At 51.8% G+C, this 20,113-nt stretch carries 15 protein-coding genes; 13 read left to right on the forward strand and 2 right to left on the reverse strand.

The annotated features are described in order from the left end of the window. The first annotated feature begins 35 nt into the window (after positions 1–35). From D6C13_RS24125 to D6C13_RS24170, 10 genes are all read left to right on the forward strand, one after another. Positions 36–1,259 carry an ABC transporter substrate-binding protein gene (locus D6C13_RS24125; protein ID WP_425272752.1) on the forward strand — a complete coding sequence of 408 codons (1,224 nt, stop codon included), beginning with the start codon at positions 36–38 and terminating at the stop codon, positions 1,257–1,259. Between the two features lie 67 nt (positions 1,260–1,326). Continuing rightward, positions 1,327–2,298 (forward strand): carbohydrate ABC transporter permease, encoded by a 972-nt coding sequence (locus D6C13_RS24130; RefSeq protein ID WP_120135170.1) that lies wholly within the window; start codon positions 1,327–1,329, stop codon positions 2,296–2,298. Between the two features lie 106 nt (positions 2,299–2,404). After that, positions 2,405–3,187 (forward strand): carbohydrate ABC transporter permease, encoded by a 783-nt coding sequence (locus D6C13_RS24135; RefSeq protein ID WP_244212784.1) that lies wholly within the window; start codon positions 2,405–2,407, stop codon positions 3,185–3,187. A gap of 31 nt (positions 3,188–3,218) precedes the next feature. Beyond that, entirely contained in the window at positions 3,219–4,340 is a 1,122-nt protein-coding gene (locus tag D6C13_RS24140; protein WP_120135183.1) for an ABC transporter ATP-binding protein, read from the forward strand. Positions 4,341–4,377: 37 nt separating this feature from the next. Beyond that, complete coding sequence (locus tag D6C13_RS24145; protein ID WP_120135172.1) at positions 4,378–5,676, forward strand: Gfo/Idh/MocA family protein; 1,299 nt, start codon at positions 4,378–4,380, stop codon at positions 5,674–5,676. A 32-nt stretch (positions 5,677–5,708) separates the two neighbouring features. Then, positions 5,709–6,626, forward strand: coding sequence for an ROK family protein (locus D6C13_RS24150; protein ID WP_120135173.1), 918 nt, complete (start codon positions 5,709–5,711; stop codon positions 6,624–6,626). Positions 6,627–6,950: 324 nt separating this feature from the next. After that, positions 6,951–7,736, forward strand: coding sequence for a transcriptional repressor AgaR (gene agaR / locus D6C13_RS24155; protein ID WP_120135174.1), 786 nt, complete (start codon positions 6,951–6,953; stop codon positions 7,734–7,736). A gap of 15 nt (positions 7,737–7,751) precedes the next feature. After that, a complete protein-coding gene (locus D6C13_RS24160) occupies positions 7,752–9,050 on the forward strand; it encodes a D-tagatose-bisphosphate aldolase, class II, non-catalytic subunit (protein ID WP_120135175.1) in 1,299 nt (432 codons plus the stop codon). After that, positions 9,047–10,237: an SIS domain-containing protein gene (locus D6C13_RS24165; RefSeq protein ID WP_120135176.1), complete on the forward strand. Its 1,191-nt coding sequence runs from the start codon at positions 9,047–9,049 to the stop codon at positions 10,235–10,237. Before D6C13_RS24160 ends, D6C13_RS24165 begins: the two co-directional genes overlap by 4 nt. Positions 10,238–10,257: 20 nt before the next feature. After that, positions 10,258–11,112 (forward strand): tagatose bisphosphate family class II aldolase, encoded by an 855-nt coding sequence (locus D6C13_RS24170; protein ID WP_120135177.1) that lies wholly within the window; start codon positions 10,258–10,260, stop codon positions 11,110–11,112. Between the two features lie 113 nt (positions 11,113–11,225). Here the strand turns inward: D6C13_RS24170 and D6C13_RS24175 are convergent, their stop codons facing one another. Next, entirely contained in the window at positions 11,226–13,154 is a 1,929-nt protein-coding gene (locus D6C13_RS24175; protein ID WP_120135178.1) for a sigma 54-interacting transcriptional regulator, read from the reverse strand. Positions 13,155–13,388: 234 nt separating this feature from the next. Here D6C13_RS24175 and D6C13_RS24180 point away from each other — a divergent pair, with 234 nt between their 5' ends. The 3 genes from D6C13_RS24180 to D6C13_RS24190 all read left to right on the forward strand — a co-directional run bounded on the left by D6C13_RS24180 (position 13,389) and on the right by D6C13_RS24190 (position 16,406). Continuing rightward, positions 13,389–14,285 (forward strand): DUF1932 domain-containing protein, encoded by an 897-nt coding sequence (locus D6C13_RS24180; protein ID WP_120135179.1) that lies wholly within the window; start codon positions 13,389–13,391, stop codon positions 14,283–14,285. Beyond that, positions 14,278–14,979, forward strand: a complete 702-nt coding sequence (locus D6C13_RS24185) for an RraA family protein (protein WP_208642945.1) — start codon at positions 14,278–14,280, stop codon at positions 14,977–14,979. The genes D6C13_RS24180 and D6C13_RS24185 overlap by 8 nt, the downstream gene beginning before the upstream one ends. Before the next feature lie 62 nt (positions 14,980–15,041). Beyond that, entirely contained in the window at positions 15,042–16,406 is a 1,365-nt protein-coding gene (locus D6C13_RS24190; RefSeq protein ID WP_120135180.1) for a citrate:proton symporter, read from the forward strand. A gap of 245 nt (positions 16,407–16,651) precedes the next feature. Here the strand turns inward: D6C13_RS24190 and D6C13_RS24195 are convergent, their stop codons facing one another. Continuing rightward, positions 16,652–19,894 carry an Ig-like domain-containing protein gene (locus tag D6C13_RS24195; protein WP_120135181.1) on the reverse strand — a complete coding sequence of 1,081 codons (3,243 nt, stop codon included), beginning with the start codon at positions 19,892–19,894 and terminating at the stop codon, positions 16,652–16,654. Positions 19,895–20,113: the final 219 nt, after the last annotated feature.

Genomic DNA, 20,113 nt, shown 5'->3' on the forward strand with positions numbered 1-20,113 from the left:
CCTCTTTCTATGCTCAGGCGTCATTTCGCCGCTATATCTTAGCCTCAGTAGTCGTATTACCGGCTCTGTTTTCACTCTCTGCACATGCCGCGAACCCGGTGACATTACGTTACGCCGTCTGGGATAAAAACCAATTGGCAGCAGAACAGGAAATTGCCAAAAACTTCGAGAAAGAAAATCCTGATATTAAAATTGATATTGAGCTGACACCAGTGGCACAGTATTTTGTTAAATTAGACGCAGCATCGGCTGGCGGTGTTTCTCCGGATATATTCTGGATCAACATGCCGTACTTTATTCAGTACGCTAAGAACGGTCTGCTGGCACCATTAAACGATGATATCAGCAAAAGTAATCTTGACCTGAATAATATCGTCGCCAGTTCTGTAAAAGCCTATCAATATAATGGACAGCAACTGGCTATTCCCCGTGACGTTGATTCTATTGCCGTCTGGTATAACAAAAAACTGTTTGATGAAGCCAAAGTCAGCTATCCAACCAGCGACTGGAACTGGGATCAGCTGAAAGAAAAAGCCAGCCAGCTGAAAGCTGGATTAAAAAATGGTGCCTTCCCGCTGGTGATGGATCTGAGCAATGACGGACAGGACAGCTACCTTAATTTGCTTTATCAGAAAGGGAATAACGTTGTGCCTGTCGATGGCAAACCGACGGATATTGCCAACGACAAATCCATTTGGGTCTATCAGCAACTTCAGGAAATGATGAAATCCGGCCAATTGCCGACCGCGCAGCAAATGAGCGAAGTCAAAACCGAGAACATCTTCCAGTCCAATCGCGCCGCTATGGCATACGCCGGTTCGTGGCTGGCGGCACCTTTCGCCGCCAATGACCTTATCAACACTCACATCGGCGTGGTACTGATGCCGAAAATCGATCGCCAGTCTGGCGTGGCTCACAGTATTGGTTTCGCAATGTCGGCCAAAAGCACGCACCACGCTGAAGCCTGGCGCTATATCCAGTTTATGAGTTCGCAGACTTCGCAGGAGATCCTCGCCACAACGGTGATCCCGGCGAATAAGACGGCGGCGAAAGCCTGGGCGGCCAACATCAAAAATGTCGATGTGAGTCCTTATATTGAGACGCTTGAGTTCACTAAAGCCTATCCAACGGCGGGCACCAATACCCCGAAATGGCAAAACATGTGGATAGCCAGTCTGAAGCGAATCTTTTTGGGAGCCGATGCTAAAAAGGAAATGGATAAGTCGGTGGAAAAAATCTCACGTGTGATGGAAAAATAATCGCTTTCGCTCAGGTCTGCCCGACAGGCTCTGAGCGAATTATTCCCTTATGCAGAGGACTTCCGTTATGTCGCTTGCAGATTCAGTTCCCGTTACGATCAAGCATAAAAGCCATACCGACGAGGTAAACCTGCCAACGAAAACCCGATCCCGTCCGGCCCTCACCCGCCTTGAGCGCGCCGAACGGTTCTGGGGATGGATTATGGTGTTGCCTTTGCTGGCAGGGCTGGTGATGTTTTATTTCATCCCTTTCGTGCAAAACATTTTTTACAGCTTTACCGATCTTGACCAGTTCATGAACTGGAGCACCTTCGACATCAATAATTATCTCGACCTGTTCAGTGATGATGATTTTTACGCAGCGGTCTTCAATACGCTGTTTTATGTCGTTGTGTGCGTCCCTGTCAGCCTGGCCCTTTCTCTGCTGCTGGCCATTGGCCTGAATCAAAACATTCGCGGTAAAGCCCTGTTCCGTACTCTGCTGTTTTTGCCCGCGGTGACGATGCCTGCAGCGGTCGCAATGGTCTGGCAATGGCTTTTCAACAAAGATTTCGGGCTTATCAATTATGTGCTGCATTTCTTCGGGGTTTCAGCGGTGGGCTGGCTCTCTGATCCGGATATCGTCCGCATCAGTGTTTCCATCATCATTATCTGGTCATCACTGGCGTTGAAAATCATTATTTTGCTGGCCGGATTACAAAGCATCCCCCGCTCTCTTTATGAAGCCGCAGACATTGACGGTATCAGTACCTTACGCCGCTTTTTCTGCCTGACGCTGCCGATGATGGTGCCGACGCTGTTCTTTGTTTCGGTAATGACCTTTATCGAAGTGCTGCAAATTTTCGATGTGGTGTTCCTGATGTTTGACCGTTCGATGGTAGAAAGCGACACCATGACCGTCACCTATCTGTTCTATAAAAATGCGTTTTATCTGCAACAGAAAGGCTATGCCTCCGCCATCACCGTGGTGCTGTTTATCGTCACCATGCTGATAACTCTCGTGCAAATGGCCATCGGCAAACGCCTGAAAGTGGCGTAAGGAACTCCGGATGACAATTGACTCCGCAACAACAGACCTGCGCGAGAACGCTCAGGTGAGACCGCGCAAGAAAATCGATAGCCAAAAAGCACTGGTGTATCTGTTTATGCTGCTGGCAAGTGTTGCCTCTGTGACACCCTTTATCTGGATGCTGATAACCTCACTGAAGACTCAGGCAGAAAGCATTCAGATCCCATTGCAGTTATTGCCAGCCCATCCTGGCTTTGCCGCTTATGGGCGTATTCTGCATGAGATCCCTTTCACCACTTTTTATCTGAATTCAATCTTAGCCACGTTCTTTACCGTCACGTTGCAAATGGTTATCGCCACCATGGCGGCATACAGCTTCGCCCGGCTGCATTTTCGTGGCCGCAATATCGTGTTCATGCTCTGCATTTCCATCCTGATGGTGCCCGGTCAGGCATTCCTGATCCCGCAATTTTTAGCGGTACAAAGACTTGGCCTGCTTAACACTTTGTCCGGGCTGATTTTGCCGGGCATCTTCAGCATTTATGCCACCTTCCTGCTGCGGCAGTTCTTTATGGCCGTCCCACGGGAAATGGAAGAAGCCGCGCTGATGGACGGGTACAACCACTTCACCATTTTCTGGCGGATCATGCTGCCCCTGATCCGCCCCGGCATTATCGCCTGCATCATTATCAACGGTTTATGGAGCTGGAATAACCTGATGTGGCCGCTGATCGTCAACACCAGCAGCAATAAACTGACGCTGCCTGTTGGGTTGGCTTCGCTGTCCAGTCGTGCTGGCGAGGAGTATCCGATGCTGATGGCCGGTGCGCTTATGGCCATTATTCCGATGCTTATGCTGTTTATCGTTTTCCAGCGCTACTTCATTCAGGGCATCGCCGGTGTCGGTGTGAAGAGTTAATCCTATGAGCTTAAACATTGAGGAAAAAGTGATGACCGGAATACAACTGCACAGCGTGGAAAAAGTATATCCCAATGGATTCAAAGCATTGCATGGTATCGATCTTGAAATCCATGAAGGTGAATTTATGGTCTTCGTCGGGCCTTCTGGCTGTGCCAAATCCACCCTGCTGCGAATGATCGCCGGGCTGGAAAGTGTCAGCGAAGGCCAGATTATGATCCATAACCAGTGCGTGAATAACACCATGCCAAAAGATCGCGGCATCGCGATGGTGTTTCAAAACTACGCGCTGTATCCGCACATGACCGTCTACAAAAACATGGCCTTTAGCCTGATGGGCAAAGCCAGTAAGCAAGAGATTGACCGTCGGGTACATGAAGCCGCTGAAAAACTTGAGATAACCAACCTGCTGCAACGCAAACCCGGGCAACTGTCCGGCGGACAGTGTCAGCGCGTGGCGGTAGGCAGGGCTATTGTGCGTAAACCAAAAGTCTTTCTGTTCGATGAACCGCTCTCCAACCTCGACGCCAAACTGCGCGTAACAATGCGTGTCCAGTTGATTGATTTGCATAACCAGCTCAAGCGCGAAGGCGTTGGCGCCACCATGATTTATGTCACCCACGATCAGGTTGAAGCCATGACCATGGGCGACCGCATCTGTGTGCTCAACCGAGGTGAAATTATGCAGGTTGATAAGCCGGTTAACCTTTACCACCAGCCCGCCAATAAATTTGTCGCCGAGTTTATTGGCAGCCCATCGATGAATCTTCACGACCTGCCCGTTATGCGTAACCACAGCGTGGTCAGCCTGCGTCTGAGTGAGGATGCCACCCTGAATCTGAACGCGGAACTCAGCCAACAGATGCTCAGCTACCGGCATGACGTTGTCTGCCTCGGTATCCGCCCGGAGTATCTGCACATTGTTGCCGGTCCTGAAGAGAATGCCGCCCAGGCAACCATCAAAACCGTGGAACGCATGGGTAACGAAGATCTGCTGCACTGCGATATCGGCGGTTCCCGCTTCATCACCCGGGTTGCCACCCGTCACGAATGGGAACCACTGCCCGGCGAGAAAATCTGGCTGAGTTTCGATCTGCATCGCTCGCACCTGTTCGATAAAGAGACAGGGCTGAACTTAAAACAACGCCATTAAGGCCGTATACCTGCTTTGCGCAATGTGGAGAATCACAATGTCATTCGAATCTGTAAACAAGAGTGGTCGTCATCAGCCCGTCACTGTGTTGGTCGTCGGCGCAGGCGCGCGCGGTGAAATCTATTCGCGCTACGCCCTCGCCCACCCTGAATTGATGCGCGTTGTCGCGGTGTCAGAACCCCGCGAAGCTTACCGCCAGCAATTTGTCGCCCAGCATAATATTGCCGCTGCCAATGTCTTTCATGACTGGCGTGAAGCTGCCGCCACAGAAAAACTGGCCGATGCGGTGCTTATCTGCACCCAGGACAATCTCCACAAGGAACCGGCTCTGGCGTTTGCTGAACGGGGTTATCACATGCTGCTGGAAAAACCCCTTTCGCCTGACAGCCGTGAGTGTGAAGCCATCGTTGCTGCGGTAGAGCGTACTGGCGTCATTTTTTCCGTCGGCCATGTTTTGCGTTATACCCGCTACACCCAAAAACTCAAGCAACTGCTGCGCGACAACGTGATTGGTGACGTCATCAGCATGCAGCACCTCGAACCGGTCGGTTACTGGCATCAGGCCCACTCTTTTGTCCGCGGTAACTGGCGAAATGACAACCTTTCCGCCTCAATGCTGTTGCAAAAGTCCTGTCATGATATCGACTGGATCCGCTACATCATGGACACCCCTTGCGAACAGGTCAGTTCATTCGGCGGGCTACGCCATTTCCGTGCTGAAAATCAGCCGTCGGGTGCGGCTGAGCGCTGTCTCGACTGCGCAGTGGAAGCCACCTGCCCTTATTCTGCGAAAAAAATCTATCTGGGTGAGCAGCATAAATCGACCCCCGGTTTCCTGCGCGTGCTGACCCCGGAGGTCAGCCAACAAACGCTGACGGCAGCCTTGCGTGACGGGCCTTATGGCCGCTGTGTTTATCGTTGTGACAACAACGTTGTCGATCATCAGGTGGTCAGTATTCAGTTTGCCGGCGGCAAAACCGCCTCCTTTACGATGACCGCCTTTACCCGCCACGAAGATCGTAAAACACAACTGTTTGGCAGCCACGGTCAGCTCGAAGGCGACGGGCGGTATATCCGCATTACATCGTTTGTTGATGACAGCGAAACGGTTTATGACGTCGAGGATGTGGCCGATACCGACCCGGCGCTGAACAGTGCGATGGGGGGACACGGTGGCGGTGACTATTACCTGATGGCGCACTTTATTGATGCCGTTAGCAGCAACGATGCCAGCCAAATTCTCTCCGGCCCGAAAGAAACGCTCGAAAGCCATTTGATGGTTTTTGCCGCCGAACGCGCCCGCCGTGAAGGCGTGGTGGTCAGCGTCCACGACTAACCAGTTTAACTTCGCCAACGGGGAAAAGAGTGATGCGATATGGCCTTGATATTGGTGGCACCAAAATTGAAATGGCCGCCTACGATGAGCAGCTAAATCAGGTGTTCTGTCAGCGCGTCAGTACGCCGACTATGGACTACAGCCAGTTTTTAGGTTGTGTGAAAACACTGGTCGCGCAGGCGGATCTGACACTGCAAACACGCGGCACGATCGGTATTGGTTTACCGGGGATCACCGATCCGAAAAGCCGTAAACAGCTTTCGGTCAACGTGCCCTGCATTACCGGTCACTGCCTGGCCGACGATCTCGCCTGTACGCTCGACCGGCCGGTCACCATCGAAAATGATTGCCGCTGTTTTGCGCTGTCAGAAGCCTGCACCGAGCAAACACAGCGCCACGATATCGTTTTTGGCGCCATTCTTGGCACTGGCGCGGGCGGCGGCCTGGTGCTGAACAAACACCTGCACAAAGGCAAAAACGGCCTGGCTGGAGAATGGGGACATATCCCGATTTCAGCCCAGTTGGTTCAGCGTTACAACCTGCCCTTATTTACCTGTAGCTGCGGACTAACGGGTTGCTTTGAACGTTACGTTTCCGGCAGCGGGCTGATGGCGCTCAGTCGATATTTCCACCATCAGGCTGGCAGTGTGCTTGAGCTGATCGGTTTTTATCGTCAGGGAGAGCCGCTGGCCCGTCGGCTGATAGCTATCTATGTCGACATCCTCTCCTGTGCGCTCGCCAGCCTGCAACTGATGCTTGATGTGGATGCGTTTGTACTCGGCGGTGGTGTTTCCAATACGCCTGAACTTTACCTCTTGCTGCCACAGGCAATGCGCGGCTGGCTGTTCCCGGGCAGTGAGCCTGCCGCCATTTTATCGCCGGTATTTGGCGACAGCAGTGGCGTGCGCGGGGCCGCCTTGCTGGAACAGCACACGTACACAATGCAATAACAGCAAAAATATCAAAATAAATACGGCGTAATAAACGAAGGGGAAAAGTCATTGTCTGGCACGACAGCTTTCACTTTAAACAACGAATAAGTGAAAGGAAGACTGAAATATAACGATTTTGATACGGAAAAGCGCGTGTGTCGGCTTTCGAATCTGGTTAAACCGAAAGCAACGCCTACACATAACACCATGATATATAAGAATTTATTTTCAGTTTAGCGTTGCATTTCGGTTTTTCGTTTGCTGTAATTCAGTTCGCAACACCGAAAGTAACCCGCTAAGCGACCATGACATGTTCAATGCTGTTTAGGGGAATAAGCGCCAATGATAAATACGCTAAAACGCCGGGAATTGATCATCGACCATTTATGTCGTGAGGGTTTCGTGCGGGTCGAAGAACTCAGCGGACAATACGACGTATCGAGTGTGACCATCCGTAATGACCTGCGGTATCTGGAAAAAAGCGGTTGCGCTATCCGCAGCTACGGCGGTGCAAAGCTGAACAAGCAATTCGTTTTTGACAGGCCATTGCAGGACAAAGGACGGATCAACCGCGACGTGAAATACACCATTGCGTGTGCCGCCGCAGCGCTGGTCAACGATGGCGATTCATTGATTCTTGATTCAGGTTCGACCATCAGCCAGATGGTGCCGCAATTACAGGGCAAGCAGGAACTGGTAGTGATGACTAACGCCCTCAATATTGCCTTCGATTTGGCCAGTAACGAACAGGTGGATTTGATGGTGATTGGCGGCAACGTACGGCGCAAATCCTGGTCGCTGTATGGCCCGAGCGCCGAACAGCACATTCGCCAGTACCGTTTCGACAAACTGTTTCTCGGCGTTGACGGGTTCGACCTGGTCAGCGGCATTACCACCCCTAACCCTGGTGAAGCCCAGCTCAACCGGGCGATGTGCGAAGTGGCGCGCGAGGTGATTGCCGTCGCCGATGCCAGTAAGTTTGGCCGCACCAGTTTTTGCATGATTTGCGAAATCAGCAAAATCAACAAACTGGTCACTGACCGCCGCATCCCCGACGAATACCGCCGGGCGCTGCATGACGCCGGGGTTGACGTGATTATCGCCGACCGCCTTCCAGCCTCTATCTGATAGGAGTTTTGGTTTATGCAACAACTACTGGAACTGATACAGCGTCACAAAGCCGGTGAACCGGTAGGTGTGTTCTCTGTCTGCTCCGCCCATCCGTGGGTTATCGAAGCGGCGCTGCGTCAGGCTTTAGCGCGTGGTACCGCAGTGCTGATTGAGGCAACGTCAAATCAGGTGAATCAGTTCGGCGGGTATACCGGTATGCAGCCGCATCAATTCCGCGATGCCGTGTGGCAACAGGCGGACGCGATCGGTTTACCCCGTGAACGCGTATGGCTGGGCGGTGACCATCTCGGCCCCAATGCGTGGCAAAGTCAGCCTGCCGAAGAAGCCATGCAATTAGCCGAAACCCTGATAGCGGATTATGTCGCCGCAGGTTTTCGCAAAATTCATCTCGACTGCTCGATGTCCTGTGCCGGTGACCCCTCACCATTAGGCGATGCTGAAGTCGCCCGCCGCGCGGCACGACTGTGTGCCGTGGCGGAAAACAGCTGGCAGCAACAAGGTGGCGAAGCTCCGGTTTATGTCATTGGCACCGAAGTTCCGGTGCCCGGTGGCGCCCGGGAAGCGCTGGAAGAAGGGATGCATGTCACCACACCTGAAGCTGTCGAAACGACATTGGGCGTCCATCGCAGTGCCTGGATGGCTCACGGTCTGAGCGCCGTATGGCCACGAGTTATCGCCGTGGTCGTGCAACCCGGTGTTGAATTCGATAATCACAGCGTGGAACGCTATCAGCCTGAACGCGCCCGCCAGCTGAGTCGTTTTATTGAAAACTGGCCGACGCTGGTTTATGAAGCGCACTCCACGGACTATCAGGCGCCGCTGGCCTATCGTCAGCTGGTTCGCGGTCACTTTGCGATTCTTAAGGTCGGCCCGGCCCTGACTTTTGCCTTACGTGAAGCTTTATTCGCGCTCGACCATATTGAGCGCGAATGGCTGGGTGAACATCAGGCTTCTCATCTGTGTTCGACCCTTGAACATGTAATGTGTGAACGCCCCGAACAATGGCGTCGTTACTATCCAGGCAAACCCCATCAGCAACATCTTCATCGTCAGTACAGCCTGAGCGATCGGGTTCGCTATTACTGGCCGCTCCCGGAAGTGTGCGCTGCCGTCGACAGCATGCTCGACAATTTACGCCGTCATCCGGTACCGCAGGCGTTACTCAGCCAGTATCTGCCCGAACAGGCCCGCGCCATCAACGCCGGCCAGCTTTCATCCGATCCGCAGGATTGGGTGTTACACAAAATTAGCGAAGTGCTGGCCGATTACGCCAATGCCTGCCAGCCAGACACCAGGGAGCTCGTATCATGAATCACTATTTTTCTTACAGCAGTGACTGGCTGGAACAGCACAACGCCCTGCATACCGCACGTGAGATCTGGCAACAGCCCGATTTGTGGTCTGCGCTGCATCTGCAATTACAGCGTTCTCAGGCTCAGTGGCAGCCCTTCCTGCAACCTCTGCTCGACAACCAACGTCTGCAGATTGTGCTGTGCGGCGCCGGAAGCTCTGCGTTTGCCGGACGTGCGCTGGCGCCATGGCTGCGTCAACAAACGGGACGGGATGTGGTGGCTTATGGCACGACGGATATTGTGGCTAACCCGCATCAGTATCTTGACCGGACACGCCCGACACTGGTGGTGTCGTTTGCCCGTTCAGGCGACAGCCCGGAAAGCATCGCCAGCGTGGAGCTGGCCGACCAATTGCTGCCCGATTGCTATCACCTGATGCTGGTGTGTAATCCTGACAGTCAGCTGGCGAATTATGCCGAAGGCCGCGATAACGTGCTGGCGGTAATGATGCCAGAAGGCTCTAACGACCAGAGCTTTGCCATGACCTCCAGTTTTAGCTGCATGTTACTGAGCGCCGCCCTGCTGCTTGGCCCGCAACCCCTGAATGAAACGCGGGAGCCGCTGATGCGTATGGTTGCACGCTGCCGTGAACTGCGCGAAACCCTGCAATCTCAGGTCAAAACCCTGGCTAACAGCGGTTTTCGTCGCTACATCACCCTCGGTGGCAGCTGCTTTACAGGCCTCGCCGAAGAAGCCTCACTGAAAATGCTGGAACTGACCGCCGGACGTATCGTCACGCGTTATGACTCTTCGCTGGGCCTGCGCCATGGTCCAAAATTTATGGTCGATGACCAGACTCTGGTGGTGCTGATGTTCTCCAGCGACAGCTATGCCCGTCAGTACGACGTTGATTTATGGCACGAGCTTAAACGTGACGGTTTGGCACAACAGATGGTCGGGCTGAGCGGCGAACCTTATGACGCGACGGGCGTGCAAACCATGCACGACGATCCGAACGATTTGTGGCTAATGTTCCCATACCTGCTGTTTGTACAGATGCTGGCGATGGAAACCTCGCTGGCGCAGGGACTGACACCGGATAACCCCTGCCCGACAGGTGAAGTTAACCGGGTCGTAAAAGGCGTCACTATTTATCGTTATTCCAGACCGGGCGTAGCAGCCAGCGCGGCGGCTCTACAGCCGTAACCGATAACCCAGAGGTCTTTATGTACTTAGTCTCGAATCGTGAAATGCTAAAAAAAGCCCAGCGTGAAGGTTACGCCGTCCCGGCATTTAATGTGCACAATCTCGAAACCGTCCAGGTCGTGGCTGAAACCGCAGCGGAAATGGGTTCACCGGTGATCATGGCCGGTACGCCCGGCACCTTCTCCTATGCAGGTACTGACTACCTGGTGGAAATTTGCCAGGCGGCCGCCCGTCGCTATAACCTGCCGCTGGCGCTGCATCTGGATCACCATGAAGAGATGGACGATATCGCCGATAAAGTGCGTCAGGGGATCCGCTCAGTAATGATCGACGGCTCTCACCTGCCGTTTCATCAGAACATAGATATCGTGGTACAGGCAGTTAAACTCTGTCACCGTTACGGCGCCAGTGTTGAAGCCGAACTGGGGCGACTCGGTGGACAAGAAGACGATCTGGTGGTCGATTCTGCAGAGAGCTTTTTTACCGATCCACTGGCGGCAAAAGAATTTGCCGAACTTACCGGCATTGATTCACTGGCCGTCGCGATTGGGTCGGCGCACGGGCTGTATCAGGGTGAACCGAAGCTGGATTTCGAACGCTTAGGGAAGATCCGAGACTGTGTGGATATTCCGCTGGTTCTGCACGGCGCATCAGGCATCCCGGAAGCGATGGTGGCGCGGGCCATTTCGCTGGGCGTCTGTAAGGTCAATGTAGCAACAGAGCTAAAAATTGCGTTTGCCGATGCGGTGAAAAGCTACTTTAGCCAGAACCCTGATGCCAACGATCCACGAAAATACATTGTGCCAGGCAAGCTGGCGATGAAAGAGGTGGTCGCCGAAAAGATACGCATCTGCGGCAGCGCCGGACGGCTGTAGCCTGCTGCCCCCTCTCTCCACGCAACCGTAACCGATAATGGCGATCCCCAGGCGTTCCAAGATCTGAAGCGCCTGGTAATTATGCAACAAATCCACGGCTGGCTCTCAAACCCCTATACGGGGTATTTGAGAGTAGCGAAAAATATCGGGTCACTGTCCTGATGTTTTTTTATTCTTCGCCAGAGTGTGGTGCTGCTGATACCGAGAAGTTTGGCCGCTTGCTGTCTGTTCCCTCTTACCTGTTTTAGAGCATTCATCAACAGATATTTTTCGTCCGGAAGGTCACCGCTTCCATCAGGTTGATAGTCATTTGAAATCCGCATGGGTTCAACATCTGCAAGTACACTATCCAGCATGGCTTCATCAATTACCTTATCCTCTGCCACTACAACAAGTCGCTCAACAATATTGCTTAACTGGCGTATATTCCCCGGCCACTCTCTTTGGCTTAGTTTGTGGAGAACGTCTTTGCTAATTGAGAAATAATCATGACTCTGTATTTGCAACAAGTGCATGACTAAAGAGGGAATATCGGACTGGCGCTGCTGCAATGAAGGTAAAGCGAGCCGCAGAACACAAATCCGGTAATAAAAATCCTCCCGGAATTTACCTTGCTCAATTAACCTCATCAGATTTTTATTGCTGGCTGTGATGATACGGATATCAACAGGAATGATTTTATTGTCCCCTATACGTATGATCTTTCGCTCTTGCAGGGTTCTCAGTAACTTGAGCTGAATATCAATAGAAAGCTCGCTTATTTCATCCAAAAAGATTGTACCTCCATGAGCCTGCTCGAAAACACCGATTTTTCCTTCCTGTAATGCTCCCGTAAATGCGCCTTTGACGTAACCAAACAACTCACTTTCTATCACGCTGGCAGCGAAAGAGGCACAATTTATCGCCACGAAGGGACCCGACGCCCGTGCGGATGCATTGTGAATACTCTGTGCAAAGAGTTCTTTACCCGTCCCTGTTTCGCCTTCTATCATCACTGTGCTTTCTACCCTGGCATATTTTTCTGCGAGATGTTTCGCCGAAATTAATACAGGGCTACTACCTATAATGTCTTTAAATGTCTTATCTGCAGTATGTGTCTCACTGTGTTTTAGCCTCATTTTTTGTTCTATTTTCTTTATTTCACTTTGGTTCTGAATGCTGGCGACAGCGCCTGCGATATTGTCATGTAACATGACGGGCGAAATATTTATACTCAGGGAGTGACGACCTGTTTCAACTAAAACCCCGGAAACAGACTGACCAGACTGTAAGACGATTAAAAATGAGTTTCTCAGTATCTGGTGCTTGATCTCCGCTCCGGGTTCCACTGGTTTCAGATAACGTAGAGCAATTTCATTAATGTTGGTTATTTTTAATTGAGCATCAATGCTCAAAAGACCTTCTGATACACAGTTGAGTATTGCACTGATCATTTCATAGCGTTTTTTCAGTTCCAGATTTTTACGTTGTTTATCAGCTTCTATTTTTAATAGATGCAAGGCTTCACTCATGGCATCGTCAATAGAATCAGGATCCGCTTCGGACATCACATAATGCATACCATAAGAAATTGCTATTTTTTGTAAAGAGAGACCGCCAATGACAACAGAGATATTATCTTTACGCAGTTGCTCGAATACTGAGCTGATCGACTCAGCTTTATCAAAAGGATCGATTGTGCAAATTGATGCGCCCTTTAAAAAGGGGAGTGCTTTGCTCAGGGCTTTTGCATACGCCTGAGAGGTCGCCAGAAATGCAACGTTATCCGAGTGGATGCGAGCTTTTTGATAAGAATTAAAGCAATCAAGAAAAGTATGCCTGATTTCAATTACAGGGATCTGAACCGATTCGCGTAATAACTCAGCTGTTTTCCCTCTACTGATTAATATCTCGATCCCATTCTCTATCAGCCTGCGGGCAATAATGACGGCTGTAGCCTCTGATGCCTGTGCCAGAATAATGGGCAAGTCTCGTTGAACAAGTAACGATTCAACAACAACAGTCAGCTGACTGGACGGAGAAATAACTGCAATTTTTGCCATAGCCGGGGGATACCTGGTGTTTCATTTTCTTTCACCATACTTTCACGTTAATGAAATGCAACGTTGATGATAACGAATTGTGATCTGTGCGAGATAAGGCACTATCACTTTTTATATGATTAACATACTGAATTTAAATCGTATTATTCTTTACTGCATTTTTTTCAAACCCATTGAGTGAGCTGGCACATAGTTTGCGTAGCTATTGCCAACTCATTTAAGCGGAATGTTCTTATGAAATTGGTTTTTATTGGTTTTGGTGAAGCGGCTTTCAATTTTTCGATCGCATTACGTTCTGTTTCTCAAATGGAAATAGGCGCATTTGATTCCTCTTCCGGTGCGGGTGATATGGGAGTGGCTATTCGCGAGCGAGCGGAAAAAGCAGGCGTGACCCTCCTCGACTCATTAGATCATGTCTGTCAAAAGGCACGCTTTATTGTTTGCCTGACAAGTGCAAGCAGCGCACTGAATATCGCTGAAAAAGTTATTCCTCACCTTCATGAAGGGCAAATTTATACGGATATGAATTCTGCTGCCCCGGCAATTAAACAACAAATTGATCTCATCCCCAGAAGAAGTGGCGTGTTGTTTTGTGACGCTGCCGTGATGGGTACCGTGCCCGGAGATGCTCTTCGTGTCCCCATTCTTTTGGCTGGCGAAGGTGCTAAATCATTCAAGAACGCCTTCATATCCGAAGGGATGAACCTGACGGATATAGAAGCTGAAGCGGGGGCGGCCTCAGCCATTAAAATGTTAAAAAGTATCGTGATGAAAGGTATCCCTCAATTATTTCTCGAAGCATTCATTGCTGCAGAGAAATATGGAGTACTGGATACGCTGGTTTCTTCTCTGAGCGATTCTCTGGATGGAAAAAATATAGAACAACTCGCCAAAGTTTTTACTGCCCGAACATTAATACATGCAAAGAGGCGCTGCGCTGAAATTACGGATGTGATTGCTACGCTGGATGCCTTATCCGTGGATGCCAGCATGTCAATCGCAACAAGAAACAAACTTGAAACACTCAGCCAGACGGACTGGACCAGAGTGCTGGGCCCCGACGGGGCCGATATGGATTACCGAAGTGCCATTACCTGCTTATCCAATATTGGGGAAAATAATCATGAATAACTCATACCACGCGTTACCACCACTTATCCCGGAGCATCTGATCGAGCGCCTGTCGGTTCTGAGTCCGGCGTTATTGTGTGACGGAATGCAAAAACTGGGCATTCCAAGAAATGGCTGCATGGATGCAAACCTGGTGCCGGTTGATGAACATAAAACAATGATTGGTACCGCCTGCACGGTCGATACGCAGGACGGTGACAATCTCCCGATTCATGTGGCGATTTATCAGGGCGCACCGGGTTACGTACTGGTCATTGCCGGCAAAGCAGAAAAAGAGCGGGCCTATCTGGGGGACTTGCTGGCAGGTGCGGCGCAGGCTACCGGGCTTCGCGGGATCATCGTGGATGGATATGTGCGGGATAAGGAGGCGCTGGCTGCACTGGATATTCCGGTATATGCCCGAGGTTTTATGCCCCGTGGCCCGATTAAAGAGAAGGAAGGCAAAATCAACACGCCGGTCTTCTGTGCCGGGGTGAATATCAGTCCCGGTGACCTGATTTTCGGCGATGCAGACGGCGTGGTGGTGGTGCCGGTAAACCATCTGGAAGAGGTGCTGGTTAACGCGGAAACAAAGCTTGTCTATGAGCAACAGCGCCGGGCCACCATAGAGGCATATAAGTATGCCCGTGAGAATAATCAGCCGCTACCGTCCCTGACTCCGGCCTGGGTGACAGAGTTGCTCTCCGCGAAGTAAACATAATCGCCGGGGTTTCATCGCCCCGTTAATTCACATCACCTCATAATGGAGGCACCGGAATGGTTACAATTCTGGGCTACCTGCTCGTCGCGACATTTATGGTACTGGTCATAAAACAAAAGCTTTCACCCTTCACGGGTCTGATTGCTGTATCTCTCGGTGTGGGAGCTGCATTGTGCCTGCTGACGGGACAACCGCTGACCAACCTGCTGGTCTGGATGAAGGAAGGGATATTCTACACGCAGCATACCAACGGGAAAATTGGCCTGGGTACGGTGAACCCGACCCTGATGATTTTATTTGCGATACTCTATTTCAGCCTGATGATGAATGTGGGACTCTTCGACCCGCTGTGTGCCTGGCTGATACGCCGGGCCAATGGTGACCCGCTGAAAATCACGCTGGCAACGTTTATTACTGCTGCTGCCGTGACGCTGGACGGTGACGGTACGACCACCATTATCATCATGACCACGGCGTTTGTGCCGCTGTACCGCCAGATGGGGATGAAACTCTCGAATCTGGCCATGCTGATTATTCTCCCCTTCGGGCTGGGTAATTGCCTGCCATGGGGTGGGCCTCTGGCCCGTGCGGCTGCCGTACTGCAACTGGATGTGAACGATCTCTTTATAACCCTGCTGCCGGTATTAGGTATCTCATTTATCTATGTTGCTGCTGTGGCTTTCATTATGGGGAAAAAGGAGCGGGTACGGCTGGGATATGAGCCAGGGAGTCACGGCATTGTCTCACGTGAGGATGTGGACACGATGGTGGCCCGCATTCACGACCATCATCAGGAGCTGAAGCGCCCTCGCCTGCTTTGGCTTAATCTTTTGCTGACAGCCGTATTACTGGTTTGCCTGATGTCAGGCCTGGTCAGCGGAGCAATGGCATTCCTGGTGGGTACGGCGCTGGCGCTAATGCTCAATTACACCGTACCTGAGCAACGTCAGCGTCTTATTGCCAACGGCGGCGATGCCATTGCTGTGGCCTCCATTATCGTGGCTGCCGGCTGTTTTCTCGGGGTCTTCAGAGGAAGCGGGATGGCGGCAGCGGTAGCTCAGCATCTTGCCAGTCTCATTCCGGCATCAATGGGGAGCCACTCGGCCATTCTTCTGGCATTTCTCAGCATTTTTGCCCTCTATGCCCTGCCGCTGGATGCTTACTACTTTGGCGTGCTGCCGGTCATTGCCCCTATCGCGCACAGTTACGGTATCACACCCACTGAAATTGGCATTGCATCGGTGATGGGGCAGGCATTACGCCACGCCAGCCCCACCGTGGCCTGGCTATATCTGCTGATGGATCGTACAGAAATGAGTTTTTGGGGATATCAGAAAACATTTTTCAAATGGTCACTGCCGATACAGGCAATTTTTATTGTCGTGGCAATTATAACCGGACAGCTACCAACAGGGCTTTAAAGGGGGTGAAGCCCATCCGTATGAAAACGGACTTTATGGGCTTCCCCCGAACAGTCAACGCCGGTTTATTTTTTCTGTCTGATTAGCACTGATAATAAAAGGATAAGACTGCGGAGCTATAAACGGTCAGCTATGCTCAAACCCTTTACTGCCGTCAGATTGACGGAACGGTGACGAAGGAAGAGGCGCAATAAAAAATCCCCAGCCGGAGCCAGGGATGGATTAAGGTCAAAACACGTCAGGGATTATGAAACCTGATGTAATTCCAGACCGTGCTGAACCAGCAGCTCAACGTCACTGCCTGCATGCTGATACACCTCGTACTGAACGCCACCTGCCGTCACTGCCCCGCTATCCTGCCAGGTGTTGTGAGCCAGGTCGCCGACTTTCAGTTCAACCACATCACCCTGATCACCGGTAACCGCCAGCTGTTGCTTGCCGTCCTGCACAAACAGATTCGGATGGGCTTCGCTGAGAATATCGCTCAGGGTCAGATGAAGGGTGTTGTGAACACCGTCGGTCATATCGGCGTGCGCTGAAGAATGGTTATTATTTTCAACCATTGCCTGTGACAGCAGCAGGGTTTCCCCCTCACTGTCGCTGGCAGCTGGCAGGGCCAGTGACTGAAGCGAGTGCGACACTGCTGCATCAGGCGAACTCCACACGACGTTGTCAATAAATGAGTTACCTATTGAAAACGACCCGATTTCAGTCCCTTCCGGGGCCGTGTAATTAAATGTATACCAGCCCTCGCCTATCACTGAGTTATTAGTGTCACTAAATGTCGTCAGGACATTACCCGCGGTGTCGTAGACGATGACGTTATTAACAAAAAGATACTCAAACGAGAGGATCTGGCAGGCTCCTGGCAGAGTTAACATAATGTGGGCATCGCCTTCGTTTGGAGTCCCCAGGTAATGGGAGTGGTCATCCTGTGAAGCCAGAGGATATGGCACTTCGCCAATCGCAACATCACCGGCACTCTGAATCCGCAAGCCTGAATTCGTTGTAAAATCGTGCGAAAAGTGTGATGTACTTGTTACGTCGATACCCTCAAAATCCTCAGAGCCCGATACGCCCGGTGGGAGAGTGCCATCCTGATTGGTGCCAACAAAGTTAACCACATAGCTGTCGCTGGCAACACTGGTGTTACCCGCCGCATCGGTGGCGGTTGCCGTGATGATGCGGTTGCCGAACGTCGGCTGGAATGGCCCCGTCATATCGAATACCCAGTGACCGGAAGCATCAGCCACCGCTGAGCCATCGATATAAATGTCCCCTGTCGATTCAATCACGTGACTGATAACCACCACGCTGTCATGTTCTGCAGTCCCGCTGATTTTCAGCAGGCTGTCATCGGTTTTACCGCCATTGGCGACAGGTCCCTGAGTCAGTCCCTGGTCGTCATACACCTCAGTAATCACCGGTGCATCCGGAGCGGTGGTGTCTGCTGTTTCGACATCCAGCACAAAGTTACCGGAGTGAATGCTGCTGTTACCGGCCGCATCTGTCGCAGTAATGGTGAAGGTGTGCTTGCCGTCAGCAAGTGCCTGGGAGACATCATAGGTCCATGCACCCTTTGAATCTGCAGCAACGGAGCCAATCACCACCGCGCCGTCGTAAATCGTCACGATGCTGCCTGCTTCCGCATCACCGTACAGTCTCGGGGTGTTGTCATCAATGGTGGCGTCATTAGCCACCCCGATGTTGGTGCCGTCATCGTAGGTTTCGATGGCACCGGTGATGACCGGTGCATCCGGTGGGGTGATGTCCGCTGTTTCAACATCCAGCACAAAGTTACCCGAGTGAATACTTGTGTTGCCGGCCGCATCCGTTGCCGTCACAGAAAGGGTGTGTTTACCGTCACTGAGTTCACCGGTCACTTCGTAATTCCAGATACCATTCGAACCAGTGGTCGCGGAGCCCAGCAGGATATTGCCATCGTAAATGTTTACGATACTGTGCGGCTCGGCTGAACCGAACATCAGCGGTTTGTCATCATCGGTGGTTCCGCCATTAATAATCTCGGAGTCATCTGCCGCGAAGACATCCAGGATAACCGGGGCATCCGGTGGGATAATGTCTGCTGTTTCAACGTCCACTATAAAATCAGCAGAAGGCACACTGGTGTTACCTGCTGCATCCGTCGCGGTCACGGTGAAGTCATGCATGCCGTCAGCACGCTCAGGCGTGGTGTAGCCCCAGGTGCCGTCAGCACCTGCTATCGTGGAGCCCAGCAGGCTGTCGCCTTCGTACACATTGACAATGCTGTTAGCTTCCGCATGACCCTGAAGGGTTGGCGTGGCGTCATCGGTGGTGGCACCACTGAGGGAATTACCCGCATCGTCGAGGAAGGAGTCAATGCTCGGCTGGTCAGGTGGAGTGATGTCCGGAGGGGTGTTGTCGTCGGCATTGCTGCCGGTCAGGGTCACCGTGAAGGCGTCGCTCGTGACGGTATGACCATCTGTATCCACAGAAGAAACATGGAAAATATTTTCCGCACCGTGACCCGCCTGCATGGCCTGTTTGCCGGTGAACTGGTAGTGCCAGGTACCGTCATTACTTACGGTGACAGAACCAAGGGTGTAGGTTTTCCCTGTTGATGGACCGTACATGGTGACAGTCACGACACTGCCGGGCTCACCGGTGCCGTGCAGCTCAGGCTGTTTGTCATCGGTTTTACCGCCGTCAGCCACCTGCCCCGTATGCAGGCCTACATCATCAATGATATAGGCGATTTCCGGGGTTGCGAACACGTCGGCATTCGTGGCCACGGTTTCCACGCTGTAGCCTGCGCTGTCGTCACTGGTTCCTACCGCATTGGTAGCCGTTGCCGTAAAGGTCCACTCTCCCAGGGTCGTGGTAATGCTCTGGTCTGTGGTCAGCTGATAGTCCCAGTTGCCGTTGCTGTCAGCCACTGTGCTGCCCAGTACCGTCGTTATCCCTGAAGGTGAGGTCACGGACAGCGTCACCACGTCATGGGCGCCCGCGGTACCAGAAACATCAGGATGGCTGTCATCGGTTTTACCCCCCTGCACCACCGGCCCCTGACGGTCGCCGGCAAAATCATGCACTTCGGTAATCACCGGCGCGACAGGTGCGGCATCCTGGTCCAGTTCGGTGGTGTGAATGGTGTAGGTGTTTGATGGCAGCAGTTCAGTGGTGCCTGAGTCTAACAGGATGACCTGGAAGTCATAGGTTCTGCCCGGCTCCAGTGGTGCGTCCGGTTTGAAACTCCAGTTGCCGTTTTCACCAATGTCACAATAGCCAAGCACCACGCCATTACAGTAAACCCGCAGTACCTGGCCTTCCCCCATCGGCAGGCGACCACTGAGCGTCGGCTGCAGGTCATCGGTGTAGCCGTCATTGAGCACCGGGCCCATAGAGTGACCAGCCGCATCGGTGATGGTATCAATGTATGCGAGCGTGTCGTAGTCAATGCCCGCTTCCACAGCGGCATTCAGGTTATTATTTTCTGTACTGGACATAATACCCGTTACCTTTAAATTTAAATTTAAATTTAGTTTTAACCACCCGAAAAAATAAAGAACTGATCAGGTAGCCTTTCGGTGGGAGTAGCAAGGTGTTGCTGGCAAGGAGGGCATTAACAATTACCGGCGCTGGGAATAATCATATTTAAAATAATGTAATGCCGAAATTAAAATAACAGCAGGGTGAAAATAAAGAGAACAATATCTCACTGTTTT

This window comes from Rahnella woolbedingensis, from assembly GCF_003602095.1.
Taxonomy (GTDB): domain Bacteria; phylum Pseudomonadota; class Gammaproteobacteria; order Enterobacterales; family Enterobacteriaceae; genus Rahnella; species Rahnella woolbedingensis.

Excerpts from the sequence above, each read along its gene's own strand:
- D6C13_RS24135 (WP_244212784.1), top strand. The coding sequence starts at position 2,405 with ATGCTGCTGGCAAGTGTTGCCTCTGTGACACCCTTTATCTGGATGCTG.
- D6C13_RS24190 (WP_120135180.1), top strand. The coding sequence starts at position 15,042 with ATGGTTACAATTCTGGGCTACCTGCTCGTCGCGACATTTATGGTACTG.
- D6C13_RS24195 (WP_120135181.1), bottom strand. The coding sequence starts at position 19,894 with ATGTCCAGTACAGAAAATAATAACCTGAATGCCGCTGTGGAAGCGGGC.
- D6C13_RS24185 (WP_208642945.1), top strand. The coding sequence starts at position 14,278 with ATGAATAACTCATACCACGCGTTACCACCACTTATCCCGGAGCATCTG.
- agaR (WP_120135174.1), top strand. The coding sequence starts at position 6,951 with ATGATAAATACGCTAAAACGCCGGGAATTGATCATCGACCATTTATGT.
- D6C13_RS24140 (WP_120135183.1), top strand. The coding sequence starts at position 3,219 with ATGACCGGAATACAACTGCACAGCGTGGAAAAAGTATATCCCAATGGA.
- D6C13_RS24165 (WP_120135176.1), top strand. The coding sequence starts at position 9,047 with ATGAATCACTATTTTTCTTACAGCAGTGACTGGCTGGAACAGCACAAC.
- D6C13_RS24145 (WP_120135172.1), top strand. The coding sequence starts at position 4,378 with ATGTCATTCGAATCTGTAAACAAGAGTGGTCGTCATCAGCCCGTCACT.
- D6C13_RS24175 (WP_120135178.1), bottom strand. The coding sequence starts at position 13,154 with ATGGCAAAAATTGCAGTTATTTCTCCGTCCAGTCAGCTGACTGTTGTT.
- D6C13_RS24150 (WP_120135173.1), top strand. The coding sequence starts at position 5,709 with ATGCGATATGGCCTTGATATTGGTGGCACCAAAATTGAAATGGCCGCC.
- D6C13_RS24130 (WP_120135170.1), top strand. The coding sequence starts at position 1,327 with ATGTCGCTTGCAGATTCAGTTCCCGTTACGATCAAGCATAAAAGCCAT.
- D6C13_RS24180 (WP_120135179.1), top strand. The coding sequence starts at position 13,389 with ATGAAATTGGTTTTTATTGGTTTTGGTGAAGCGGCTTTCAATTTTTCG.
- D6C13_RS24160 (WP_120135175.1), top strand. The coding sequence starts at position 7,752 with ATGCAACAACTACTGGAACTGATACAGCGTCACAAAGCCGGTGAACCG.
- D6C13_RS24170 (WP_120135177.1), top strand. The coding sequence starts at position 10,258 with ATGTACTTAGTCTCGAATCGTGAAATGCTAAAAAAAGCCCAGCGTGAA.